The organism is Arenibacter catalasegens (assembly GCF_002909235.1).
Lineage (GTDB): Bacteria > Bacteroidota > Bacteroidia > Flavobacteriales > Flavobacteriaceae > Arenibacter > Arenibacter catalasegens.
The window spans coordinates 77,273-103,900 of sequence record NZ_PHQQ01000020.1 but is presented as its reverse complement, the minus strand read 5'-3'; the positions used below and the strand labels follow the sequence as shown (position 1 = coordinate 103,900).

Annotated in this window: 24 protein-coding genes; 18 read left to right on the top strand and 6 right to left on the bottom strand. The window is 38.6% G+C overall.

Going from position 1 to position 26,628, the window contains the following annotated elements; genetic code table 11:
- Positions 1-3: 3 nt before the first annotated feature.
- On the bottom strand, positions 4-2,193 hold the full coding sequence (locus CWD90_RS15415) for a TonB-dependent receptor (protein ID WP_103476975.1): 2,190 nt from the start codon (positions 2,191-2,193) through the stop codon (positions 4-6).
- A 150-nt stretch (positions 2,194-2,343) separates the two neighbouring features.
- Positions 2,344-2,760 carry an HYC_CC_PP family protein gene (locus CWD90_RS15410; protein ID WP_103476974.1) on the bottom strand — a complete coding sequence of 139 codons (417 nt, stop codon included), beginning with the start codon at positions 2,758-2,760 and terminating at the stop codon, positions 2,344-2,346.
- 161 nt (positions 2,761-2,921) lie between these two features.
- Between CWD90_RS15410 and CWD90_RS15405 the strand changes: the two genes are divergently transcribed.
- From CWD90_RS15405 to rodA, 6 genes are all read left to right on the top strand, one after another.
- Complete coding sequence (locus tag CWD90_RS15405; protein WP_103476973.1) at positions 2,922-3,374, top strand: GAF domain-containing protein; 453 nt, start codon at positions 2,922-2,924, stop codon at positions 3,372-3,374.
- Positions 3,375-3,467: 93 nt separating this feature from the next.
- Positions 3,468-5,000 carry a bifunctional phosphoribosylaminoimidazolecarboxamide formyltransferase/IMP cyclohydrolase gene (gene purH, locus CWD90_RS15400; RefSeq protein ID WP_103476972.1) on the top strand — a complete coding sequence of 511 codons (1,533 nt, stop codon included), beginning with the start codon at positions 3,468-3,470 and terminating at the stop codon, positions 4,998-5,000.
- A 55-nt stretch (positions 5,001-5,055) separates the two neighbouring features.
- Positions 5,056-6,084, top strand: a complete 1,029-nt coding sequence (locus CWD90_RS15395; protein ID WP_103476971.1) for a rod shape-determining protein — start codon at positions 5,056-5,058, stop codon at positions 6,082-6,084.
- A gap of 117 nt (positions 6,085-6,201) precedes the next feature.
- Positions 6,202-7,014: a rod shape-determining protein MreC gene (mreC, locus tag CWD90_RS15390; protein ID WP_103476970.1), complete on the top strand. Its 813-nt coding sequence runs from the start codon at positions 6,202-6,204 to the stop codon at positions 7,012-7,014.
- A gap of 502 nt (positions 7,015-7,516) precedes the next feature.
- Positions 7,517-9,388: a peptidoglycan D,D-transpeptidase FtsI family protein gene (locus tag CWD90_RS15380; RefSeq protein ID WP_103476968.1), complete on the top strand. Its 1,872-nt coding sequence runs from the start codon at positions 7,517-7,519 to the stop codon at positions 9,386-9,388.
- Positions 9,378-10,661 (top strand): rod shape-determining protein RodA, encoded by a 1,284-nt coding sequence (gene rodA, locus CWD90_RS15375; protein WP_103476987.1) that lies wholly within the window; start codon positions 9,378-9,380, stop codon positions 10,659-10,661. The genes CWD90_RS15380 and rodA overlap by 11 nt, the downstream gene beginning before the upstream one ends.
- On the opposite strand, the gene CWD90_RS15370 is transcribed toward rodA, so the two are convergent.
- Positions 10,658-11,470: a DNA/RNA non-specific endonuclease gene (locus tag CWD90_RS15370; protein WP_103476967.1), complete on the bottom strand. Its 813-nt coding sequence runs from the start codon at positions 11,468-11,470 to the stop codon at positions 10,658-10,660. The genes rodA and CWD90_RS15370 overlap by 4 nt on opposite strands.
- Positions 11,471-11,660: 190 nt before the next feature.
- Here CWD90_RS15370 and msrB point away from each other — a divergent pair, with 190 nt between their 5' ends.
- The 7 genes from msrB (at position 11,661) to CWD90_RS15335 (ending at position 15,659) form a co-directional block, all read left to right on the top strand.
- Positions 11,661-12,125 (top strand): peptide-methionine (R)-S-oxide reductase MsrB, encoded by a 465-nt coding sequence (gene msrB, locus CWD90_RS15365; RefSeq protein ID WP_103476966.1) that lies wholly within the window; start codon positions 11,661-11,663, stop codon positions 12,123-12,125.
- Positions 12,115-12,666, top strand: a complete 552-nt coding sequence (msrA, locus tag CWD90_RS15360) for a peptide-methionine (S)-S-oxide reductase MsrA (protein ID WP_103476965.1) — start codon at positions 12,115-12,117, stop codon at positions 12,664-12,666. The genes msrB and msrA overlap by 11 nt, the downstream gene beginning before the upstream one ends.
- A 109-nt stretch (positions 12,667-12,775) precedes the next feature.
- Entirely contained in the window at positions 12,776-13,270 is a 495-nt protein-coding gene (locus CWD90_RS15355; protein ID WP_103476964.1) for a peroxiredoxin family protein, read from the top strand.
- A 4-nt stretch (positions 13,271-13,274) separates the two neighbouring features.
- Positions 13,275-13,523: a glutaredoxin family protein gene (locus tag CWD90_RS15350; protein ID WP_103476963.1), complete on the top strand. Its 249-nt coding sequence runs from the start codon at positions 13,275-13,277 to the stop codon at positions 13,521-13,523.
- A complete protein-coding gene (locus CWD90_RS15345; RefSeq protein ID WP_103476962.1) occupies positions 13,508-13,804 on the top strand; it encodes a GNAT family N-acetyltransferase in 297 nt (98 codons plus the stop codon). The genes CWD90_RS15350 and CWD90_RS15345 overlap by 16 nt, the downstream gene beginning before the upstream one ends.
- Positions 13,805-13,811: 7 nt before the next feature.
- The gene (locus CWD90_RS15340; protein WP_103476961.1) at positions 13,812-15,380 is read left to right on the top strand and encodes a protein adenylyltransferase SelO; all 1,569 of its coding nucleotides are present in this window, start codon (positions 13,812-13,814) and stop codon (positions 15,378-15,380) included.
- Between the two features lie 27 nt (positions 15,381-15,407).
- Entirely contained in the window at positions 15,408-15,659 is a 252-nt protein-coding gene (locus tag CWD90_RS15335; protein ID WP_103476960.1) for a peptide methionine sulfoxide reductase, read from the top strand.
- A gap of 72 nt (positions 15,660-15,731) precedes the next feature.
- Here CWD90_RS15335 and CWD90_RS15330 read toward each other — a convergent pair whose 3' ends face one another.
- Positions 15,732-17,915 (bottom strand): carboxy terminal-processing peptidase, encoded by a 2,184-nt coding sequence (locus tag CWD90_RS15330; RefSeq protein WP_103476959.1) that lies wholly within the window; start codon positions 17,913-17,915, stop codon positions 15,732-15,734.
- A gap of 356 nt (positions 17,916-18,271) precedes the next feature.
- Between CWD90_RS15330 and surE the strand changes: the two genes are divergently transcribed.
- The 5 genes from surE (at position 18,272) to CWD90_RS15305 (ending at position 23,168) form a co-directional block, all read left to right on the top strand.
- Complete coding sequence (surE, locus tag CWD90_RS15325; RefSeq protein ID WP_103476958.1) at positions 18,272-19,051, top strand: 5'/3'-nucleotidase SurE; 780 nt, start codon at positions 18,272-18,274, stop codon at positions 19,049-19,051.
- Positions 19,044-19,325: a hypothetical protein gene (locus CWD90_RS15320; protein ID WP_103476957.1), complete on the top strand. Its 282-nt coding sequence runs from the start codon at positions 19,044-19,046 to the stop codon at positions 19,323-19,325. The genes surE and CWD90_RS15320 overlap by 8 nt, the downstream gene beginning before the upstream one ends.
- Before the next feature lie 54 nt (positions 19,326-19,379).
- Positions 19,380-20,504: a lipid-A-disaccharide synthase gene (gene lpxB / locus CWD90_RS15315; RefSeq protein WP_103476956.1), complete on the top strand. Its 1,125-nt coding sequence runs from the start codon at positions 19,380-19,382 to the stop codon at positions 20,502-20,504.
- Between the two features lie 251 nt (positions 20,505-20,755).
- A complete protein-coding gene (locus tag CWD90_RS15310) occupies positions 20,756-21,316 on the top strand; it encodes a C40 family peptidase (protein ID WP_103476955.1) in 561 nt (186 codons plus the stop codon).
- A 1-nt stretch (position 21,317) separates the two neighbouring features.
- Positions 21,318-23,168 (top strand): ComEC/Rec2 family competence protein, encoded by a 1,851-nt coding sequence (locus tag CWD90_RS15305; protein WP_239986534.1) that lies wholly within the window; start codon positions 21,318-21,320, stop codon positions 23,166-23,168.
- A 174-nt stretch (positions 23,169-23,342) separates the two neighbouring features.
- Here CWD90_RS15305 and CWD90_RS15300 read toward each other — a convergent pair whose 3' ends face one another.
- Together CWD90_RS15300 and CWD90_RS15295 are read right to left on the bottom strand one after the other, a co-directional pair.
- The gene (locus CWD90_RS15300) at positions 23,343-25,127 is read right to left on the bottom strand and encodes a peptide MFS transporter (RefSeq protein WP_103476954.1); all 1,785 of its coding nucleotides are present in this window, start codon (positions 25,125-25,127) and stop codon (positions 23,343-23,345) included.
- A 135-nt stretch (positions 25,128-25,262) separates the two neighbouring features.
- On the bottom strand, positions 25,263-26,621 hold the full coding sequence (locus CWD90_RS15295) for a peptide MFS transporter (protein WP_103476953.1): 1,359 nt from the start codon (positions 26,619-26,621) through the stop codon (positions 25,263-25,265).
- Positions 26,622-26,628: the final 7 nt, after the last annotated feature.

The following is a 26,628-nucleotide window of genomic DNA, read 5'->3' as shown; positions in this document are numbered from 1 at the left end:
AAATTACAATTTATACCTAAACCCTGCATAGAACATCCTTCCCATAACAGGTCCATGTATTATTGTAGTATCAAAACTAGTACCAAATGGATCAGCTGCCCCTAAAATAGGATTGTCCTGCGTATAATTACCTAGATTTTCCCCACCAATATACATTTCAAATTTTAGAGAAAAGACCCTGGTCAACTGTGCCATCATTACACTTTGGGTCGGGGAATAGTCACCTAACCTATATTCTACAGGATTAGCAGAGGTGTTGGGCAAACGCTGCTTCCCCAAGGAATGAACGGTATAATCCATGCGCCATTGGGCCCCATTATCCTTAGGGACGGAATTATACCCTAGATTGGCGAAAAATCGATGTTGGGCCTGTAATGGCTTTTGCAGCGATCCGCTTTTGTAATCGGTGGCTACGTCATAATACTTATAAGCGGCCCTTAGCTCCAGATTCTCTAAGATATTATGATTTATTTCAAATTGAAAACTCTTTGCCAAGCTTTTTCCTTCCAAATTGTAGAACGAGATTTCTTGGGGATTTTCCCAATCTACCACCACTTGATCAATAAAATTAGTGACATAGTAATCCACTGCAATATTTCCAGGTCTATTGAATAGCGTAAACCCTTGCAGAAAACTGCCGCCGTAATTCCATGCATCTTCTGGGTCCAACCCATAAATACCCTCATTTCCTCCCAAAATCCTTATCTGTCTGGAAGAAGCAAATAATTGTTGATTCTCGGCAAAAATGTTGGCCGCCCTTTTTCCACGGCCTACAGACCCCCTTAAACTCCCTCTCTCCCATGGCATATACCTAACATGTAACCTAGGGGTAATAAACGTCCCTAAACTATTGTGGTTATCCACCCTTAAACCAGCCGTAAGGCTCCACTCCTTTAAATTGTCATAACTGTACTCAAAAAAAGCTCCGATAGACTTATCCACTCTGGAATAATCTGCCCTATTCACCATTTCTCCATATCCGTCATAAGCAAATGTAAAACCCGTTTTAAATTTGCTTTTGGTATCCCCTATTATAGAATTGAACAATAGGTTGGAATAAACACTTTCATGATCAATATCATATTCATTAAAACCAAAATAGGAATCCTGTTTATGAATATTGTAGGCTGTTTGAAAGCCGAAACTCTGAAAGGGGATCTCTGGAAACACATAGCCCAATTTCCATGAAGTATCAAACCTTCTGGTATTTATTTCACTGCCCCAGCTATTGGCAGAAAACTTATCCGTTGCCGGATTAAAGTTGGTTTGCCCCACTTGTTTTTCATCACTTAAAAAACGGAGATTAATAAAACTTACCCAACCTTTACTCGGATCTTGATATTGCCATCTATTAAATACATTTATCTGTTGACCCAAAGGAGCATCCAAAAAACCATCATTATTATCATCCTCCACAGCATCCCTTTTGTTAACATGTAAGTAGATCCCGGCACTCCATTTATTGGTCAACTTTTTATTTAAATGGGTATTTAGTTCCAATCTTCCATTCTCATTGGCATAGCCATTAACGAATAGGGCTTTGTCCGTTAAGGGCTTAACCAGCTCGGTGTTTATTTGACCCGAGATACTTTCGTAACCGTTCACGACACTACCCGCACCCTTGGTAATCTGTATACTTTCTACCCAACTCCCTGGAGTAAAGGTAAGACCATAGGCTTGCGAAGCGCCCCTTACCATAGGAATGTTTTCTTGGGTTATCAATAAATAAGGACTGGTTAGTCCCAACATCTGAATTTGTTTAGTCCCTGTAAGGGCATCAGAAAAATTAACGTCAATAGCTGGATTTGTCTCAAAGCTTTCGGAGAGATTGCAACAGGCCGCCTTTAATAATTCGGCACTATTTATTGTAACCACATTCTGCGGGCTAAAAAATGATTTCTTCACGGCTTCCCGCTTTTTCTGGACCACCACCTCATTTAACTGATTGGATGGTTTTAACCAGTGCTTTATCTTTTTAGGAGAATTAACCAACAAGGTGTCCGATTCAAATCCCACATAACTGATCACAAGACGATTGTACTCCTTTTTAAATGGAATATCAAAACTACCATCCTCTTTGGTAATAGAGCCTGTTTGGGAATTTAACCAATATACATTGGCTCCCGCAAGCCCTAAAGGTTTATTTTCAGGACTGGCTTCCATCACCATACCCTCAATATTGTTTTGGGACATAGCCAAAAACGGAATCCATAATAAAATACTTACAACAAAATTCTTCACTTGATATTTTTAATATTAGTTCATTATTAAACACACAAACGCAATAGTCCTTTTCCAAAATTCTCGTATGGAAAAGCGACATTACTACGAACTAAAAAAAAATCAAATAAGAAAAACCTGATCCACGATATGTATATCCTTTACCAAAATAGGTGGTGGATAATCGGCATGCGGAACAAGTGGCTCCGCCTTAGGTTGAAAATGGTTAATATAATAAGTTCCATAAGCCACAAAAAACAACTGTTGCCCAAGGTCAATATCATGAAAGGTAATTTTTAAATCGTCCTGACCATGGATAGTAATAACTTCATGGGCACAACATGGATTATCCCCTTTACCCAATGTGGCTTGTGCAACAACAGGCCCTAGGTCCATTCCACAAGTGTCCGCCTCATGAAAAAAAGCGATATCAACCAACGAACCAAAGCAATAATGCTTTTCTATTGTCCAGGAAACAGTGGATGCCAACATAAAAAATGCCATCACTATAGCCAGTATTTTTTGGGTCACTAGTTTCATCGGTACAAAAATAATCAAAAGTTGGTAGTCTATATTTGACTAACAAGTTAATAACTAAAAATAATTTCAAAAATTGTCCAAAACCAAACTGTAACAAAAGATTAAACCTGTAATAGTCCAGCGAATTTAGAAATAGCAGTATTTTTGCATAAAATTATTTTATGCTCACTATATTAAGGCCAAAGGTTTCGGAAATTACCGGTGATAATAAGAAAAGTGCCATTGAAAAAATGCAGGCAATTTGCGAATTACTAAAAAAAAATGTTCCCTATTATAATTGGGTAGGCTTCTATTTTAAAAATGGAGATAAAGACGAGCTAAAACTAGGCCCATACGCCGGCGCTCCCACAGACCACACTATAATTCCTTTTGGAAAAGGTATTTGTGGACAGGTGGCCATATCCAATCAAAACTTTGTAGTTCCCGATGTACAGGCACAGGATAATTATATAGCTTGTAGTATAACTGTTAAAGCGGAAATTGTAGTCCCTCTTTTTCTAAAGGGCGAAAATATCGGACAAATAGATATAGACTCCAATACTCCAGATCCATTTTCGGCGGATGATGAGCGATTTTTGGAATACGTGAACCAGGAAGTAGCAAAAATTCTTTAAAACTTTAGCGCGATTGTTAATAAACGTGCTAATTTTTAAGTACAAAAAAATTACATTTGTGTCCTTATAATCCATAACAACAATCACAACAAAATGAGTACCACTAAAAAAGCTTCATCAGCCTTAATATCTGTATTTCATAAAGATGGTTTAGAACCATTGGTAAAAAAGTTTAATGAATTGGGAATTACCATCTATTCTACAGGTGGCACCGAAGTTTTCATTAAGAATTTAGGAATTGATGTAGTACCAGTAGAGGACGTCACCAGTTATCCATCTATTTTGGGCGGCAGGGTTAAAACACTGCACCCTAAGGTATTCGGTGGAATATTAAACCGCCAGGACAATAAGAATGACCAAGAACAATTGAAGGAATTTGAGATTCCCCAGTTGGATATTGTTATAGTAGACCTCTATCCGTTTGAAAAAACAGTGGCAAGTGGTGCCTCTGAAGAAGATATTATTGAAAAAATTGATATTGGTGGTATTTCATTGATACGTGCAGCCGCCAAAAATTACAAGGACACCCTTTGTGTTTCCTCCATGAACGACTACGACGAAGTCTTGGAAATGATAACTAAAGGCAATGGAAGCACTACACTGGAAGACCGCAGACGTTTTGCTACGAAGTCTTTCAATGTTTCCTCACATTACGATTCCGCCATATTTAATTATTTTAATAAGAATCATGAAGAAGCGGCATTTAAATTAAGTAAAACCGACGGGCAAGTGTTGCGTTATGGTGAAAACCCCCATCAAAAGGGATTTTTCTTTGGCGAACTGGACACCATGTTCCACAAACTTCACGGAAAGGAACTTTCCTATAACAATTTATTGGATGTGGATGCAGCGGTTAACCTTATCCAAGAATTCAAGAAGGACGCACCTACCTTCGCCATTTTAAAACATAACAACGCGTGCGGCCTAGCAACTAGGCCAACAATTCACCAGGCCTATATAGATGCCTTGGCTGGCGATCCCGTATCTGCATTTGGAGGGGTCTTGATCAGCAACGTGGAAATAGACAAATCTACCGCCGAAGAAATACATAATCTTTTCTGTGAAGTGGTAATAGCGCCAAGCTATACTCCTGTAGCCCTGGATATTTTAAAAGGAAAGAAGAATAGGATACTCCTAGTCCAGAACGAGGTTGAACTTCCTAAAATGACCGTTAGAACATGTCTAAATGGGGTTCTGGTTCAGGAAAAGGATGAAAGGACAGATGAAATTTCAGACCTGACCAATGCCACAGACAAAAAACCAACGGACAGGGAATTGGAAGATCTAATATTCGCCTCTAAGCTATGCAAACACACGAAAAGTAATACCATTGTATTGGCAAAAAACAAACAATTATGCGCCAGTGGAACCGGGCAAACTTCACGCGTTGACGCACTAAACCAAGCTATACACAAGGCCCAATCCTTTAATTTTGACCTAAATGGCGCCGTATTGGCCAGTGACGCCTTTTTTCCTTTTCCGGATTGTGTAGAAATTGCGCATAAAAGCGGGGTAACCAGCGTTATACAACCCGGAGGTTCTATAAAGGACCAACTTAGTGTGGATTATTGTAACGAAAATGGAATTGCCATGGTAATGACTGGCACACGTCATTTTAAACATTAATTTTATTACATTTAACGATCAAACTGACTTTTAATCCGAAATATAACAACATCAAATGGGATTCTTTGATTTCTTAACCGAGGAGATTGCAATAGACTTAGGTACTGCTAACACCCTCATCATTCACAACGACAAAGTGGTGGTAGACAGTCCATCCATTGTAGCCAGGGACAGAATAAGTGGTAAAATCATTGCCGTAGGTAAGGAAGCCAGTATGATGCAAGGAAAGACCCATGAAAACATTAAAACCATACGCCCTCTAAAAGATGGGGTAATTGCAGATTTTGATGCTTCTGAAAAGATGCTAATGATGTTTATCAAGAATATTCCTGCATTAAAGAAAAAATGGTTTCCGCCAGCACTTAGATTGGTTATTTGTATCCCTTCCGGCATTACGGAGGTGGAAATGCGCGCCGTTAAGGAGTCCGCAGAACGTGTAAACGGAAAAGAGGTATATCTTATTCATGAACCCATGGCCGCTGCAATAGGCATAGGCTTGGATATAATGCAACCCAGAGGAAACATGATCGTTGATATAGGGGGTGGTACTACCGAAATTGCTGTAATCGCCTTGGGCGGAATCGTCTGCGACAAATCGGTTAAGATTGCAGGTGATGTATTTACCAATGATATTATCTATTACATGCGTACACAACACAACTTATACGTTGGGGAGACTACTGCTGAGAATATAAAGATTACAATTGGTTCGGCCACGGAAGACCTACAGACCCCACCGGATGAAATGTCGGTTCAGGGTAGAGATCTTTTAACCGGAAAACCGAAACAAGTTTCCATTTCCTACCGGGAAATAGCTAAGGCCCTTGACAAATCTATCCTAAGGGTAGAAGATGCCGTCATGGAAACCTTATCACAAACACCTCCAGAACTGGCTGCTGACATTTACAATACAGGTATATATCTAGCTGGTGGTGGTTCTATGCTAAGGGGGCTCGACAGACGTTTGTCCCAAAAAACAGATTTGCCCGTATATATTGCGGAAGATCCATTAAGGGCAGTTGTAAGAGGTACCGGAATTGCTTTAAAAAACTTAGAGCGATACAAGAGCATATTAATTAAGTAATTTATTTAATACATAGCTCTCAGAACTAGCTACAAATATGGCAACAATTAGCACACAGGCTTTAATTCCTTAATTGACGATAAGTCAATTAAGGTTTTTACAAAACAATTCAAGTGAATGCAGCAGATTATCAACTTTATATTAAGATATAAAAATTTCTTGCTCTATCTTTTCTTGTTGACAATATCCTTGGCGCTTACAGTACAGTCTCGTTCCTACCACGGTTCAAAATACTTTAATTCCTCCAATTGGATTACCGGCAATATCTATAAAACCACAAGCAACATAACCACCTATTTTGGATTAGACGAGGAAAATAAAAAATTGGTAGAGGAAAACAAGCGTTTACGCTCCCTTCTTTTTAATGAAAAAAAGGAAGATTCCATGCAACTGGATACTGCTAATATAGTTTACAAGGTCATAACTTCCCAAGTAATAAAGAACAGCTATGGATTGCCTCGCAATTATATTACTATCAACAAAGGAAGTGTAGATGGGATTAAACCTGACATGGGGGTAATTACCGCCAATGGTATCCTTGGAATAGTTGAAAATACATCCAATCATTTTGCAACGGTACAAAGCATCCTGAATACGAAATCTAGGATCAACGCCAAAATAAAGAACACCAACCATTATGGTTCATTAGTTTGGGATACTAAAGATTATAACACTGTACAACTGTCGGACATAGAAAGATTGGTCCCTCTAAAAGTTGGGGATACCATAGTAACTGGTGCAAGTTCCAGCATCTTCCCCGAAGATATTCCGATTGGCTTCATCAAGAAATTTGAATTGAACAACTCACAAAGTTCTTACAGTATAGACATTAAGCTATTTAACAATATGGCCGCTGTAAAAAGCATTTATATATTGGACAATGTGCAACGGGAAGAAATAATTGAATTAGAAGCCAAGACCAATCAATGATTCGCAATAGCTACTTCATTAATATAATTAGATTTGTACTATTAATCTTGGTACAGGTACTAGTTTTTAATAAACTCAATTTTTTTGGATATATCAACCCAATGGTGTATATTCTATTCCTATACTGGTATCCCATTAAGGAAAGAAGGCAACTGTTTCTTCTATTAAGTTTTTTACTTGGTTTTATAATCGACCTATTTTCGGATACCGTTGGCCTACACGCCGCAGCCGCAGTAACTATTGCTTATTTAAGGCCAACCATCATGCGTTTTTGTTTTGGAGTGAATTTTGAATTTCAAAATTTTAAACTAACCAATACCACTAGAGCACAACAAATTACATTTTTAACGTTATTAATAGTAATACACCATTTGGTTTTCTTCACTCTAGAAATTTTCAGCATAGGAAATACACTGTTAATTTTGAGGAAAGTTTTAACTATCGGAATTGCAAGCTTAATTTTGTGTTTGCTGCTAAGTTCACTTTTTAGTGTTAAAAAAGAATGAGAAAAATCTTATTATCTTCTATTATATTACTGGTTGGGATAACTTTTATCGGTAGATTGTCTTATCTACAGATTTTTAGTTTTTCTCCTAATCAACTATTGGAAGATCCCGCCATAAAAGCAGTTTATGACTATCCAGAGAGGGGCTATATATACGATAGAAATGGAGAACTCTTAGTGGCAAACCAGCCGGCATATGACGTTATGGTTATCCCAAGGGAAGTGAAGCCTTTGGACACCATTGAGTTTTGCAGGCTACTTGGAATAGATAAAGAAAGGTTTGTGTCCCAGTTAAAAAAGGCGAGGGTCTATTCCCCTAGACTTCCTTCCGTGTTGGTACCTCAACTTTCCAAGGAGGATTACGGTCGGCTTCAAGAAAAAATGAGACGATTTGAAGGGTTCTATATTCAAAAAAGGTCATTGAGATATTACGACACCAATAGTGGCGCCAACGTTTTAGGGTACATTAGTGAAGTAAATGAATGGGATTTGGAACGAAACCCATCATATGCGGCTGGAGAATTAAAAGGCACTACGGGTATCGAAAAAGAATACGAGTCCATCCTTAGGGGACGGAAAGGAGTAAAATGGATCCAGAAGGATCGATTTAACAGGGATATAGGACCTTATAAGAGTGGTACCTTGGATACAATACCTGAGCAGGGAAAACAGATTTCCGTAACCATAGATAAGTTACTTCAAGAATATGGAGAAAAACTGATGACCGGAAAACATGGAGGGGTAGTTGCCATTGAGCCGGCCACCGGTGAAATATTGGCCTTAATTTCTGGTCCAACCTATGACCCCGCACTTTTAGTGGGTAGGGAAAGATCCATGAACTACAGTAAATTACATTATGACACTATATCAAAACCAACTTTTGACCGTTCCCTATTGGCTTCACAATCCCCTGGGTCCCCTTTTAAGACTCTCAATGCCCTCGTAGCGCTTCAAGAAGGCGCAATTACCCCAGAAACCACGATTCAATGTTACAACGGCTTTTATGTTGGCCGCAGGAAAAGAGGATGCCATTGCGGTGGTGGAACACGAAATTTGAATTCAGGAATATACCTTTCCTGTAATGCCTACTTCGCCGGTGCATTTCGTAAAATCTATGATCAGTTTCCTACCTCAGGAGAAGGTCAGGATGTATGGGAAAAGCACATGAAAAGTTTTGGATTGGGTACATTTTTAGGCTATGACCTCCCTACCGGGAGACCCGGAAGAATCCCAAATAAGGAATACTACGACCGTGTCTATAAAGGCGAGAATAGATGGTCCTCCTCAACTATTATATCAAATTCCATTGGTCAAGGAGAGGTGGAAGTTACCCCAATACAATTGGCAAACATGACCGCCGCTATTGCCAATAGAGGTCATTATTTTACGCCCCATGTACTCAAAAAAATCGGAAATGAAAATATCAGTATTCCAGAATTTACGGAAGCAAAACATACCACAATTGACAAAAAATATTTTGAGCCGGTAGTTCAGGGGATGGCGGAAGTGTATAAAAGAGGAACGGCAAGCCGTCTTCAGGTTAAAGGCATTGAGATTGCCGGCAAAACAGGAACGGTAGAAAATTATACCAGAATTGATGGCGTTCGCACACAAATGACAGACAATTCCGTTTTTGTTGCTTTTGCCCCAGTGGACAATCCTAAAATTGCCATTGCAGTTTATATAGAAAATGGATATTATGGTTCCCGCTATGCCGGACACATAGCCTCCTTAATGATAGAAAAATACCTTAAGCGAGAAATTACCCGTGTGGATCTGGAGAAAAAAATGTTGGAAACAACACTGGAAGACGAATATGCAAAACCCTATAGTGGACAACCCTTTAAAATAAATGAGCGTGTCTGGTAAAAGTGTCCTAAATCGTTTGGACTGGTTTAGCGTACTAATCTACATTTCCTTAGTTTTTATTGGTTGGATAAATATTTATTCCAGCACCTTCACAGAGGACAACCCCTCTATATTCAATTTTGCAGCATTACATGGAAAACAATTATTCTTTATAGGAACAAGTGCAGTCGCCATTGTAATTATACTGGCATTAGAAGCTAATTTCTACGAACGATTTTCCAGTTTATTCTACATTATTTCCCTCGCACTATTGATTGGTTTATTTGTATTTGGTAAAACTATTGCAGGGGCTACCTCATGGTACGATCTTGGGTTTTTCAATTTACAGCCATCCGAATTCGCAAAAGTTGCCACTGCACTAGCACTGGCAAAATACTTGAGCGATATACAGACAGACATTAAGCGCCAAAAGGATCAAATGATTTCAATATTGATTTTGTTGATTCCCGCTTTTTTAATTATTCCACAACCAGATCCAGGAAGTGCCTTGGTCTTCTTTGCCCTTATCTTCGTTATATTTAGGGAAGGCCTTCCACTTTTCTATTTGGGGGTAGGCATTATGGTTATTCTAATATTTATTTTCACCCTTATGTTTGGCACCATTTGGGTAGCCATAATCCTAGGACTCTTATTAGCTTTATTCCTATTATTGAAAAAACCGTCGTTCAAGGTTCCCATAATCCCGGTTTCCCTTATTTACGTAGCTATCGTACTATTCTCCCTATCGGTTAATTTCGTTTTTAATTCCGTTTTTGAACAGCGCCACAGAGACCGATTCAGTCTTTGGCTTCGATTGGAAAAAGACCCCAATAAATTGGAAGAGATACGAAAAACAATAGGTTACAACACCTATCAATCTGAAAAAGCCATTGAATCTGGAGGCTTTTATGGGAAGGGATTTTTAGAGGGTACACGTACCAAAGGCGATTTTGTACCAGAACAACACACAGATTACATATTTAGCACCGTAGGTGAGGAATGGGGATTCATTGGCACTGCTACGGTTATTGTTCTTTTTACCCTTTTACTATTACGGTTAGTGTATTTATCCGAGCGCCAGAAAAACGACTTTAGTCGTATGTACGGCTATGGGGTAATCTCAATTCTATTTGTACACTATTTTATAAACATTGGCATGGTAACAGGTATTCTTCCCACCATAGGAATACCACTACCCTTCTTTAGTTACGGAGGTTCTGGCTTACTGTTTTTCACAGCATTATTGTTCATTTTTTTAAAATTGGATGCGAATAGGCTAAATGAATTGACCTAAAATTTCCAACCGCTGGTAGTTATGCTGGCTTCCAAAAAATCTTCTTGATCATCAGGCAAATTAGGAAAGAAATCGATTCCTGTCCTTTTTTCCAATTCATCAACCGAGACCACAAATTGATCCAGTCTCCCAATATCTTCCCTGTGCGGGAAAAGAAATGCAATGATCTTGAGATCCCTACCATTGCCTTTGGCAATAATTTTATAGTAAAATTTTGGGACTGCAACATCCTCTTCTCCTATGCTGGGCAAACCTTTTTCCAAAACTCCCGCGGTAACAACGAACAATGGACCATCCTTTTTGGCCCAATACCGCACTTGCTGTTCTAGCCGATTCCAAATTCCCGCGTTAAAATCCCTATCCTGGGGGCTAATATTACTCGTATAGAAGGTTTCATTGTATGCGTTCTCCGTGAACCTGCGATCTCCCGCAGGACATAAATGTCCCCTATCGTATCCCGAACCCTTATAATTTCTCCAATCAGCAGACTTGGTCCTAACCTTAGGATCTTCAACAAAAAAAGGCCTTTTTCTATCATCTTTTGTCAAATGCGTCCTATCCAAAATATAAGCCACCCATTCAGCCTGTTCATACACTTCATTATACGACAAGGCAAAATGGGCGTGTTTTACTATATCTCCTGTCGTAGAACCAGGCCATAAAAATTCTGGTATTTCAGTTCTATTCCCTTCCCCTTCAGGAAGGGAATACGGAGCAGGGGTATAGAAATTTTCAAACATCCAAAATAGAACCACACAAACCAGTAACAACGTAGTATAAATGGCCCTATTTTTCCTATATTTATTCATGTTGTAAATATAAATCAAAGTAACCAAACGGACTCTGAGGCCCTTGTAAGTTTATAGGTTTTAGCGCGACAAATAAGAGACACATAAAATCTTATTGGAACCGATTATTCGATAACACCAAATGTCCTAAAAAATCCCACTTAGCTTCATAGCGATTACTATTTAAACATTAAAAAATAAAAGAATATATATGTTGACTTGGAAAGATATTATCAACTTCAGTGTTAAGGGCAATCCACAACCTGATAAAAGAGTTGAGAAAACAGAGGAGGAATGGAGACAACTGCTAACACCCGAACAATTTAGAATTGCCAGAAAGAAAGGAACTGAAGCACCACATACCGGAGCACTTTGCAGCACCCATGATGCAGGGAAATATAGTTGCATATGCTGTGACACTCCTTTGTTCGATTCTACTATAAAATTCAATTCCGGAACAGGTTGGCCCAGTTTTACTCAACCCATAAAAGAAAATGCTATTAAATATCATAAAGACTCCTCTTTTGGTATGGTAAGAGTAGAAGTAATGTGCAATACCTGTGATGGCCATTTAGGGCATGTATTCCCGGACGGACCAGAACCAGGTGGACTGCGCTATTGTATTAATTCAGAATCCATGAAAATAATTAAAGAAAGAGTAACCAATGAAAAATAAAAAATTAGAAACGGCCACGTTCGGAGGTGGATGCTTTTGGTGCGTGGAAGCCATTTTTCAGGAAATAAATGGTGTAGAAAAAATAATTTCAGGATATACGGGGGGGAATGCACCCGGGAAACCAACTTATAGGGAAGTGTGTTCTGGACTCACTGGCCATGCAGAAGTGATACAGCTAACATTTGACGCCAATATTATTCCCTATGAGGATATTCTTGTCGTTTTCATGACCAGCCACGACCCAACTACCTTAAACCGACAAGGAGCAGACGCTGGGACACAATATCGTTCAGTCATATATTATCACGATAACGCCCAAAAGGAAATTGCAGGCTTGGTTATTAAGGAAGTGGCATCCTACTATGACGGACCAATTGTAACCGAAATTAGTCCATTGGAAACATTTTACGAAGCTGAAGAATATCATCAGGATTACTATAGAAACAATCAGTCCCAGGGATACTGTAGTGCCGTTATTACCCCAAAGTTGAGCAAGCTCCGAAAAATGCATGCCGATAAACTTAAAAAAGTAAAAGCGTGATTGCACTTTAAGATAATCGGAAGTAACCGTTAAGAATTAAACAGATTCTATAAATGCATTCCTCCAACTATAGAATTTGTATTAAACAAAACTGGAAAGGACATTATAAATGAGTGATAGCACTTTGGATGACAAGAATATTTTTAAAGCTCTTGAATTTGGGGTAAAAAAATGGATAGATGCCAATGGCAATATCACCAAGGCTATTAAATTGTCCGATTTTCAGGGAAAAATCAAGGTTATTTATTGTTTTCAAAGTTGGTGCCAAGGATGCCATAGTAGAGGATTTCCCGCGCTTAAGGAAATGGTTACTGCTTTAAAAGGCAACCAAAATATTGTTTTTTTGAGCATTCAGACCGTTTTTGAAGGACATGACACCAACACCTATGACAAGATACTGGAAACCCAAAAACAATACGATCTAAAAATCCCCTTTGGCCATGATTCCGGCGACGAAAGTTCCAACAATATATCTAAGGTCATGATAAATTACCGAACGGGAGGAACGCCTTGGTTTATATTAATAGATCAAAATAATAATGTGGTTTTCGCAGACTTTCATCTCAATGTACCTAATGCCATTAATTATTTAAAGAAGATGTAGTGTAATGGACAAACCTTCACCAATAACTATTTATGGTGCAAAAAGATGCCATAAAACGCAGTTCTATAAAGATTGGCTGGAATCGCATAACCTTCCATTCATTGTTTTGGACGTGGAAATGGATTATAGCCATGCCCAAGAATTACGTAATTTGTATGTATCAAGGAAACTCTATTTTCCAACTATAACCGTTGGATCTAAAAGACTAAGAAATCCTACCAAAAAAGAACTAAATAAATGGATGACAATTTAAAAACAGCTAATTTAAAAGTACATCACGATAAGGATAACCTGAAATTCACCATGGCCATAAATGATGAAGTAGCCATGATAACATACAAGTTAGTTAATGAAAAGATGCATTTAACCTATTCAGAAGTACCCTTTAAGCTAAGAGGTCATGGATATGGCAAAGAACTTGTAAAAGGAACCTTTGAGCAATTGACCAAAGAAGGATACAAGGCTGTAGCCGTATGCTCCTATATAAAGGCAGTTGCTAGAAGAAGTGATAAATGGAACTCAATAATAGAATAAGCATCGTATGAATCTCAATGTTAAGGATACTTTTAATACGGAACTTCCGGCAGATCCTATTTTGGAAAATACAAGAAGACAGGTTGTGCAATCTTGCTATTCTTTTGCAACTCCAAAATCAACATCAAAACCAAGTATAATTCACTCTTCCAGTGAATTGGCTCTGGATCTGGGGTTAAACCAAGACGACCTTAAGTCGTCCGAATTTCAAAACATTTTTACCGGAAACTCGGTTTTACCGGATACGCATCCTTATGCTATGTGCTACGGTGGCCACCAATTTGGCAATTGGGCAGGACAGTTGGGCGATGGCAGAGCTATTAATTTATTTGAAGTTAACCACAACGATAAACAATGGACACTGCAGCTTAAAGGGGCCGGTGAAACCCCTTATTCCAGAACTGCCGATGGCCTGGCAGTATTGCGCTCTTCCATAAGGGAATATTTGTGCAGTGAAGCCATGTACCACCTAGGCGTACCCACTACAAGAGCACTATCCCTGGCCTTAACCGGAGATCAAGTGCTACGTGACGTGCTATATAACGGTAATCAAGCCTATGAAAAGGGAGCCGTGGTTTGCCGAGTAGCACCGTCTTTTATACGCTTTGGAAATTTTGAAATTTTCTCCGCAAGACAAGATATAAAGACCCTAAAGAATATCACTGATTACACTATTCGTCATTTCTTTCCCCACATTGTTGCAGGAACAAAGTCAACTTATATTCAGTTTTTTAGGGAGGTGGCCGAAAGTACCCTGGATATGATTATCCACTGGCAGCGTGTAGGTTTTGTACATGGAGTTATGAATACGGACAATATGTCAATTCTAGGTCTCACCATAGACTATGGACCATACGGATGGCTGGAAGGTTATGATGAGGGTTGGACTCCCAACACTACAGACCGACAACATAAGCGGTACCGATATGGCAATCAAATAAATATCGGCTTGTGGAACCTGTATAAACTGGCCAATGCACTCTTTCCACTAATTGAGGAGGCAGCTCCACTTGAAGAAATTTTAAAGGAATATGAGCTAAATTATCAAGAAAAATATTTGTCTATGATGAAGTCCAAAATTGGTCTTTTTGAAGATGATAAAAAAGACATCGAACTCTTGGACAGCTTGCAAGATAACCTACAATTAACGGAAACTGATATGACCATATTCTTTAGGAACTTAGGGGATATAAACAAAGAGACTGTCCTTGACAGCCACTTTATAGATCCTTTAATAGAGGCCTTCTATGCCCCTGAGGAATTAAAAGGCGACATTTTGGACAAATGGAAGATCTGGTTTGCGGATTATAAGAACAGATTAAAAAAGGAAAGTATATCCAACTCGCATAGATGTGAAGAAATGAATAAGGTGAACCCCAAATATGTATTGCGAAATTATATGGCCCAGTTGGCAATAGATGAAGCGGATAAAGGAGAATACGGCCTTATAAATGAATTTTTTCAACTTTTGAAGAAGCCGTACCAGGAACAGCCAAGCTCAGAAAAATGGTTTGCGAAACGCCCAGACTGGGCCAGAAACAAAGTAGGATGTTCTATGCTCTCTTGTAGTTCATAACTATATATCCCCACGAGCCTTGACTCTATGCTAATTAAAACAATAAAAGCCATCCCTTTAGGTTACTCCAACGTTCTGTTTGAAAACAAAAAATATGCAGTAACCCGTTCGGACTACAATAAGGGCAAAAGCATTAAGGTTTATGCAGAGGAGTTGGGTGGTAACGATTTCATTAGTTTTAATTTTTACATTACAAACAAGATGGAAAAATTAAATCCGTGTGAAATGCCAGAGGCTAAGGTGATTAATTTTGTACGTAATTTTCTTTTATTGGAATAAGTATTTACAAAATTAATGTCATAAAAAAACCTGCTCTTGGAGCAGGTTTTAACTTATAATCAATATTTACAATTATCCCTTTACACTTGCCAATTTGGCATTTTTTATATTATTCATTTTCAAATCCTGTAACACATTAACGGCCTCTTCCACATATACGTCCTTGGCCAAATCCTTGTGCCATCGGTCTCTTTTTTCCCTTAAAATTGAATCCTTGGTAAATAACTCTTGTTCATATTTCAGGGATTCGAATGTTAGGTGTGAATCGTAATCCGATATAGTTTTAAAATACTTGGCCTTTTCCTTATCCAGCTCTAGGCTCTTCTTAAAATCGGCATATTTTAAAGAAACCACTGTTTCATCCTGTGCCTTTTTGATCCATTGTGCATTTTCCTCGATCAACTTTATCTGATTGTTATGAGCCATCCTTTTAGTACTGCTTGCAATGGTAGCTTCATAATCAATATAACCGTCCCAAAGAGTAAATTCTGCAGGGGAAATCTTATCCCAGCTCAAAGGATTTTCCTGATCCCTTTCCCCAAGGTCGATATAACTGTAACGATCTGGCACAACCACATCACTTTTAACACCTTCCAATTGGGTAGACCCCCCATTAATTCTATAGAATTTCTGGGTTGTAAGTTTTATAGCTCCCAGATCACCATGTTCATTGCTTCTAACTATATTCTCTAAAGGGATAACATTTTGAACCGTACCTTTACCAAAGGTTTGTTTACTACCAATAACCACCCCCCTCTTATAATCCTGCATGGCTGCAGCCAATATCTCAGAAGCAGAAGCGGATAATTCATTGACTAAAATTACCAACGGACCGTCCCACTGAATGCGTTCGTCCTTATCGTTATAAACCTCTGGTTTTTTATCCGTAGACCTAACCTGTACAATTGGACCGTCCTTAATAAAAAGTCCAGCCATTTCAACTACCGTTTTAAGAGACCCACCGCCATTATCACGAAGATCTAAAATTAGGCCTTCGGCTCCTGCTTGTTTTAATCTTTCAACTTCTTGGGCTACGTCGGTAGCTGCATTTCTTTCATTATAGTCCTCAAAATCTACGTAAAATTTTGGTAAATTAATAAGTCCATACTTCTGATTGCCCTTAATTATGGAAGCCGATTTGGCGTATGATTCCTCCAATTCAACTACATCCCTAGTCAGGGAAATAACTACCGTGGAACCATCTACTTTTTTAACCGTTAGGTCCACCTTTGTACCTTTAGGGCCTTTTATAAATTTGATGGCGTCATCCAAACGCATACCAACAATATCAACTGGGGATTCCCCATTTTGGCCTACTTTCAAAATCTCATCACCAACTTCCAACTGCTGATCTCTCCATACAGGTCCTCCAGAAATAATCTCAACTATTTTAGTCTGATCTTTTTTCTTTTGTAATCGGGCACCAATACCTTCAAATTTACCAGACATGCTGGTATCGAATTTCTCCTTGTCATCCGGTGCAAAATAATAAGTATGGGGATCAAAGATCTCAACTATGGTATTCAAGTATTGTACAAACCAATCCTTGCGCTCCAAGTCATCCACAAAATCGAAATAATCATCCAAGGTACTTTTTGTCAATTCCCTAGCAACCTTTTCAGATTGTGCAGGTGTTAAAGGACCGGAAGAAGCGATATCGTCAGCCATCTCCTTAGGTTCATCTTCACTTTTAAAAGCATCACTGCTGCCATCGCTAGAAGTCTCCTTGTTGAGTTCCAATTTGGAATTGTATGTCCCTAGAGTAGCATACTTCAACTGTTTTCTCCAACGCTCTTTTAATTCTTTACGAGAGCCCACATAGCCTTGTTCGTCATAATTAATTTCAATGGTTTCATCTACATTGTAATCGAAGGGTTCTTCCAGAACCTCTTTATAAATCACTTTGGCATCCTCCATTCGATTCAGTAAACGCTGATAAACTATATCAAAAAAAGCAATATCCGTATTTTTGATCTGATCATCTATCTGAAACTTGAATTTTTCAAATTCCTGGATATCACTTTCCAAAAAGTACCGCTTGGTGGGATCCAAAATATCCAAAAAACCTTCAAAAACACTAACAGAAAAATCATCGTTAATATCCTTCGGTTGGTAATGGCCACGTTCCAAAACATAAGTAATAAGATCCAATAACAACTTGTCCTTATCGTCAGTTTCAAATGATTTGTTCGTAAAGCTGCAAGAAGCTACTGCAACAAGCATTACTATTAAGGCGTAGGCTAAATTTCTTTTCATCTATTTTATTTTATTATTTTCCACATTTGGAGTAAATTCTAAAGTATAAAATAACCCCTCCCTGAATGTATTAAAGCAAACACCTAAAATTAATCAAACGATGAGTGCCATCCAAGTTTTGCCTTTTAAATGTGACCTTTATTGGCAATTACCCTAAGATAACGAAAAAATCGTGCCATATTATACCTATATGACATTAATCTTTTGTTAATATATCAATTACACTGGACACTGACAAAGGTTGTCATCTGTTCTGAAATTCAATAAATCCGAAACAAAATATCAACATACGTTCCTCTTGTGGGTAAAAGCGATAATAGATTAAAAACGTATTTTTGCTACATAAATTATATACTATGGCGAAACCTTTGATCCTAGTCACTAATGACGACGGTATTACAGCTCCCGGCTTAAGGGCATTGATACGATTTATGATGGAAATTGGAGAGGTAGTCGTAGTAGCTCCTGACAGTCCGCAGTCTGGAATGGGACATGCGATAACTATTGATAATACCCTGTATATTAAAAAGCTTACCGTAGATATAGAAAATGGTGCAAAAGAAGAATATAGTTGCAGCGGAACTCCTGCAGACTGTGTAAAACTTGGCCTTCAGGAACTCTTGGACAGAAAGCCGGATTTATGTGTCAGTGGAATCAACCATGGATCCAATTCATCTATCAACGTCATATATTCGGGAACCATGAGCGCTGCCATCGAAGCAGGAATCGAAGGGATTCCGGCCATTGGTTTCTCGCTTTGTGATTATTCTTGGAATGCCAACTTTGAGGCCTCAAAAGAACCCATTCAAAAAATTGTTAAAGAGGCCCTAAAAAATGGTATCCCTAACGGTGTAGTTCTAAACGTTAATATACCGAAAACCAATACTACTCCCCCTAAAGGCATTAAGATATGTAGACAGGCACGGGCCAATTGGAAAGAAAAATTTGACAAAAGAACCAATCCAAATGGCAAGGAATATTATTGGCTTACCGGTGAGTTTGAACTGTTGGACAAAGGCGAGGACACCGATGAATACGCCTTGTCGCAGGGTTATGTCTCAGTTGTCCCGACCCAATTTGATTTAACCGCACACCATGTCATTCAAAATATTAACAACTGGAAACTAAATGATTAAAAAAGAAATACTTATAGGATTTGTAGTAGGGGTCATTGCCAACACGGTTGGAACATTATTATATATTCTCATATTTTCCGACCTTGGTATAATCGAAACATACAATGCAGCTGTTCAACAGGGGCATATAGGAAGTTTATTGGCACTTGGAGCCATTTTAAACCTCATTGCCTTTTTTGGTTTTTTAAAAATACGCAGAGATTATAGGGCTAGAGGCGTTATGATTGCCACTCTCCTAACGGCTATGTTAATACTGTATTACAAGGTTTTTTAGATTATTCAAGGTATAAAACGTGGCAATTGGCATAAAACCATTCAAACTAAAAGGATGAAATATTACATCATCGCTGGGGAGGCATCTGGCGACCTTCATGGCTCAAACCTCATAAAAGCCCTTAAGACTAAGGATCTTGAAGCCAACATTCGTTGTTGGGGAGGCGATTTAATGCAGGCAGCAGGCGGCATCTTGGTAAAGCATTACAAGGAAATGGCGTTTATGGGTTTCCTTGAGGTAATCACCAATATTAACCAAATCTTTAAAAATATTGACTTCTGTAAAGAGGATATCGTCAATTTTAAGCCTGATGTAATTGTCTTTATCGACTATTCGGGTTTTAATCTTAGAATTGCCTCTTGGGCCAAAAAGAAGGGCTTTAGGACCAATTATTACATTTCTCCCCAAATATGGGCCTCAAGGGAAGGAAGAATTCATAAAATTAAAAGAGATATTGATGCTATGCATGTAATTCTCCCTTTTGAAAAGGAATTTTATGAAAAAAAGCACCACTATCCTGTTAATTTTGTGGGACATCCACTTATTGATGCCATAGGGGATATTCCCAGAACCTCGGATAAAAAATTTAGGGAGGACAATAATTTGGATTTACAAAAACCAATAATTGCCCTTTTACCGGGAAGTAGGAAACAGGAAGTTCAAAAAATGCTCACCCTCATGTTATCGGTGACAAAATCATTTCCTAAATATCAATTTGTAATTGCCGGGGCACCCAGTTTGGACCTAGAGTTCTACCAGCCCTTTTTAAAATCTTCCCAAGTAAGTTTAATTGCCAATAAAACATATGATTTATTAAGCCTATCCTATGCCGCTTTGGTGACAAGCGGAACCGCCACCCTGGAGACCGCATTATTTAAAATTCCCCAAGTGGTCTGCTATCGTGCCAATTGGATATCTTACCAGATTGCAAAAAGAATCATTACCCTTAAATTCATCTCCCTAGTAAATTTAATAATGGATAAGGAGGTTGTTAAAGAATTGATCCAAAACGATTTGAATACCGAAAACCTTACCACGGAATTAGCTAAAATACTGAAAGGCCCAGATAGAAAAAGGCAGTTTGAGGCCTACTACGAATTGGAAAAAAAACTAGGAGGCAAGGGCGCCAGTGAAAAAGCGGCCTCTTCAATTGTCGAGAGTGCCAAAATGGTCCGATAAAAATTTCACGAATCCCAATTTTAACTTGTATTCCCATACTTAACTTTTATATATAATTTACAACGTGAATCTATTCATCAAATAATTTTTAGGGCCCCGTTTGGACAATAAATACAGCACCAATACGTTGTTGGAATAATGGCAATATTCCCCATTTAACTTAAGCCCATTGCAAGGGTTTTCCCAAAAAAACTACGGATTTTAAATTAATTATCTAAATTTGATATCCAAGAGCACTAACTTTTACTTGGATGATTCAAAGATTTTTTTCTTTATTCCTAATTATTTCCCTAGTTGGCTGCGGTGCGGCCAAGAAAAAAACGGTCCATCGTGAAGACAGAAAAATAACCGTAGAGGCCTCGGAAATACCTGCTGAAGTAAACGCTGAAACCCCTCTTGGCGGTGAGACTATACGTAAACCAGCTGCCAAAAGAACCGAGCAAATTATAAATACCGCCCTAACATTTTCTGGGGTCCGCTATAAATTTGGCGGCACTACGGATAGTGGGATGGATTGTTCCGGTTTGCTATATGTAGCCTTTGGGGAACACGATATTCAACTGCCCAGAGCCTCTTATCAAATGGCAGAGGAAGGTGAAAAAATAAACTTAAAGAACATTAGTAAGGGCGACCTCCTTTTCTTTGGAACCTCCAGAAGAAAGAACAATATAAACCACGTAGGCTTAGTGGTCCAAGTAGACGGTGATGAAATAAAATTCATCCACTCCACCTCATCTAGGGGGGTTATAGTTTCCTCTCTGAGGGAAGGTTATTGGAACTATGCCTTTATAAAGGCTACGCGAATCTTGTAAGATGCGGTTGTTGAGATTCACAACCATAAAACTTACCTTTTGCCTGATCTGTGGAATTCTAGTTGGATATTATTTACATCCTTCGCTTGTTTTATCCTTTAGCCTAACCCTAATTTCATTAATCCTTTTAGGGGGTGCATTTGTATTTAACCACAAAGCACCCTCGCTACTTTTCGCCCTTATGACCGGACTTTTATCGGTGGCCATTGGGATGTTGACACTTACCCTAAATGAATCCAAAAATAGTAGTCAGCATTACACGCATCATTACCTGAATGGGAATAGGGCCTTTACTTTAAAAATACGCGAAGTATTAAAATCCAATAATTATTCAGAAAGGTATGTAGCTCATGTTAAATACATGGACAGTATAAACGTTTCCGGTAAAATACTACTTAACATGTCCCTGGACACCACAAAGGGACCATTGCGGGTAGATGACGAAATAGTGGTCTTCACTACCCTTCAACCCATTACACCTCCTTTAAACCCTCATCAATTCAATTATAAAAAATACCTTTCCAATCTAGGAATAGAGTATCAGATTAAACTTGCATCGAATAATTATTTCTTAAAATCCACAGCTACTAAAACCGTCTTTGGTAAGGCAGCCCAAATGAGGGGCCACATCATTGAAAATTTAAAAAAAGAAAATTTTGGTGGAGAAGAATTGGGTGTAATCCAAGCCTTACTCCTTGGACAGCGCAATGAAATTACAGCTGAAATAAATACCGATTACAAGAATGCGGGAGCCTATCATATTTTGGCATTGTCTGGATTACATATTGGCATTCTTTTGGGACTACTCCATTTTTTGTTAAGACCTTTAGAGCTTCTTCCCAAAGGCAAAACTATAAAGCTGGTTGTTATTGTTTTACTATTATGGAGTTTTGCTATAATGGCCGGACTTTCTGCCTCTATCCTAAGAGCTGTTACCATGTTTACTTTCGTAGCCTACGCGCTCTACTTAAACAGACCTACGGGTAATTTTAATATTCTGGCATTGTCCCTATTTTTCATACTGCTAATTTTAGATCCGCTATTATTATTTCAGGTAGGGTTTCAACTAAGTTATGCCGCCGTTTTTTCCATAGTTTGGATATTCCCTCTATTACAAAAACTCTGGGTTCCGCAAATGTGGTTCTTAAAAAAAGGATGGGAGTTGGTTTCGGTAAGCATTGCTGCACAACTGGGAGTATTACCAATAAGTCTATACTATTTTCATCAATTCCCGGGATTGTTTTTGGTTTCAAGTCTCCTAATACTACCATTTTTAACCTTTATTTTGGGGTTTGGAATATTGGTTATCGCGCTTTCCCTTACAAACAGTTTGCCTCCAATACTAGTAACGGCCTACGACACAGTAATTCGATGGATGAATACCATTATTGGGACCGTGGCCAAGCAGGAAAATTTTCTTTTTCGGAATATCTCTTTTGACGCTGTTCAATTAATTCTCAGTTATAGTATTATCATCTCTATGGTTATGGCCTTTACAAAAGCATCCTATAAAAGGGTCATGGTATTCCTAGTATTGATTTTATGCTTTCAATTGTATATTTTGGGGAATAGGCACCTTACAAAGCAGAAGGAAACCCTAGTAATAGGGCATATTACCAGAAATACAACCTTGATCCATCAAACTGGACAAAAAATTACCACACTTACGAACAATCCCAAAGCTTCTACAAGAATGGCCAACGATTATGCCGTTGCCCAAAACATCACAAAATTGGAATATTTGCCATTAACCAACACTTATCTTATAGCCGACGAAAGTTTGGTGATAATAGACAGTTCCTTGGTTCTGCTTCCAAAAAATTATAATATCTCTACCCTATTATTGACATAATCTCCAAAAATAAATTTGGAAAGGCTTTTGGATTCAGTACGTCCAAAAATTGTTATTGCCGACGGCAGTAATTACAACAGTTACGTAGAACGATGGAAGGCAACTTGCCATAAAAAAAACATCCCTTTCCATTCTACAGCAGAAAAGGGAGCTTTGATTTATAATTTGCGCTAATTAGCGAACCCCGTGCATAAGTTTTTTAAGAAATGGATTTAAAACTATAGATATAAATCCAACACCCACAGGCACTAGTGTAAAGATTAGAAAGAAGGTTCCCATAGAATATTGTTCGGAAATCTTATCGATCATCCCACCCATAGTTCCCGCTGCTTTTTGACCAATGGCAATGGCCAAATACCATACCCCGAACATAAAACCGATCATACGCGCCGGAACAAGTTTACTAAGGTAAGAAAGGCCAACCGGAGAGATACACAACTCCCCCATAGTATGCAATAGGTATGCTAAAATTAAAAATATCATACTCACAGATGCCGTCTGTGCCCCCGAAGGAATTCCTGATGCACCAAAGGACAATACCGCGAAGCCCAATCCCAATAAAATGAGTCCAATCCCATATTTCATAGCTGCACTGGGGTTATATTTACTTTCCCACCATCTGGAAAAAAAGGGTGCTAGGGTAATGATAAAAAATGAATTTAGAATAGCGAACCAACTGGCGTCTACCTGATTACCTTCTTGGGTAAACTTATCCACTAATCTAAAAATCACCAAAATCCAGAGTCCAATAAATGCGATAGCCAATATAATATTGGATAGTCCTATACGGGTAAAGGTCTTTTTAGCCAGTAACACCAGGACCCAACTTATAATGGCCAACGGAACTGTTGTCAGCAGAGCATCAATTACTTTAAAGATCATGGCCGATTGACCCACAAGGTCCCTATTCGTATAATCCCTTGCAAATATGGTCATGGAACCTAGGGATTGTTCAAAAAAGGCAAAAAAGAAGACCGTAAAAAACCCGAAAATTGATACGGCTATTATTCGATCCCTTACTACAGGTAAGTATCTGGCAATTCTAGTAACCAATAAAATTAAAAACAAGATCAAGGAACCCAAAATAATAACATTGGTACCACTTAGACTACCAAGGCTAAATGGTGCCAAACTAGTGCCCTGGATTTTCTCGAAGGGATCATTAAAGAGATAGAGCAGCCCACCAACAGAAGATAAAACAATTAATATTTTATCAAAAAGACTAAACGGGTTCAATTTGGTTTCAATTTCTTTATCCTCCCCTATCGATATTTTTTCCTCTGCTTCTATATCAGATAAATTGGCTTTCCCTTCTTTCACTGGCTTACCGCCAATATCTCCAAATAAGTCCTTGGCCAACCAAAACTGGAGCATTCCGAGAAACATAAAGATTCCTGCCAAGCCAAAGCCCCATGACCAACCATAATTTTCGGCCAAATACCCACAAAGCATCATTCCGAAAAAGGCACCTGCATTTACGCCCATATAAAATATGGTATAGGCACCGTCCTTTTTGGATTCCTTCCCGTGATACATCTCTGAAATTATAGAAGTAATGTTGGGTTTAAAGAAACCTGTACCAATGACCAATAAGGCAAGACCAAGATATAGAGTAGCTGTAGATTCAAAGGCCATAGCGGCATGACCCAAGGTCATTATTAAACAACCTATTACCACTGCCACTCTATACCCTGTTATCCTATCGGCGATCCAACCCCCAACTATCGGGGTTAAATACAATAGGGAAGCATAGGTTCCGATTAGGGCCAAGGCATTTTCCCTGGGCCACTCCCATCCTGGATTATCACTAATAATGGGCGCCGTTAGAAACAAAACCAATAAAATACGCATCCCGTAAAACGAGAATCGTTCCCACATTTCTGTGAAAAATAAAACAAATAGCCCCGCAGGATGCCCAAGGACCTTGTCCTTAAAAAGATTTTCAATATCGGTATTCATATCAAGACAGTTTACTTATTATTTATTTCAAAATTACCAAAGACATAATGCTCTTGGTACTGAACTTCACTATCGTAATTGTGGGCACTTGACTTAGGTTCAACGAACAAAAATACAAATGGCCGATTATAGGAATTAGTGCTCAATTTTATACTCATTATCTTCGGCACCATGTGTCAATACTTTTAACTTTTTCAAGAAAACAGCAATTAGCAATCCAAATAGTATACAGAAAATGGCTATTCCGGTAAATACGGTATACTCTCCGAGATGTGAAGCGGATTCCCCCAATAATCCCGCTAATTTATTACCCAAACCTGTTGTTGCAAAGTATAGGCCCATCATTAAGGAAGCATATTTGGCGGGTGCCAATTTAGTTACAAAGGACAAGGATACAGGAGAAAGACTCAACTCACCCACCGTATGGAACATATATGCCAACACCAACCAATACATAGCAGAGGATCCAGAGCTTTCAAATTGGGCAGTTGCAGCTGTCATAAATAAAAATCCAGTTCCCATGATAATGAGTCCCACGATCATTTTAAAAATAGAGGAAGCTTCCTTTCCCTTAAGCTTGCGGCTGGCCCAATAGTTGGCTACCACAGTACCCAGGACAATAATGAAAAAGGCATTCAAGGATTGGAACCATGAAGCAGGAACCTCCCAGCCCATCAACATTCTATTGGTTTTTTCAGAAGCGTAAATATTCATTAATCCCCCTGCTTGTTCAAACGCACCGAAGAAAACTATTACCATTAAAAAAGAGAGAATCAAAACTATTACCCTATCCTTCTCTATTTTATTAAGTGGTCTCTTTAAGGCTTCCTGATCATCCTTGTTTGTAGACTTTCCAAGAAAATCGCCCACACCCACGAGATATTTTTGGCCAAAAATAAATTGCACAAGTCCCAACAGCATACAGATACCGGCCAATCCAAAGCCGTAATGCCAGCCATAAACCTCACCTACATACCCTACAATTAAACTGGAAAGAAATGCTCCTATGTTTATACCAATATAGAAAATGGTAAATCCCTTATCCCTTCTAATATCACCCTTAGGATAAAGTCCGCCTACCATAGTAGAAATATTTGGTTTTAACATACCAACCCCAGAAATTATAAAACCGAGACCGGTATAGAATGCCCACATTTGCTCTATAGCCAATATACTGTGCCCTATCACCAAAAGTACTGCTCCAACTATCACTGCCTTTTTCTGTCCAAGAATCCTATCTGCAATAATCCCCCCGGGGATAGATGCCACATAAACCAGCATGGTATACCAACCATAAAGCCCCAGAGCTTCAATATTGGTCCAGCCCAAGCCAGGATTCCTATCGGTAGTTTCGGTAATTAAATATAACACCAAAATAGCCCTCATCCCATAATAGGAAAACCGTTCCCACATCTCTGTGAAGAATAAAATATAAAGTCCAACCGGATGGCCAAATAATTCCTTTTGATGTGCTGCTTTAACGATTGTCTGCATAAGTATA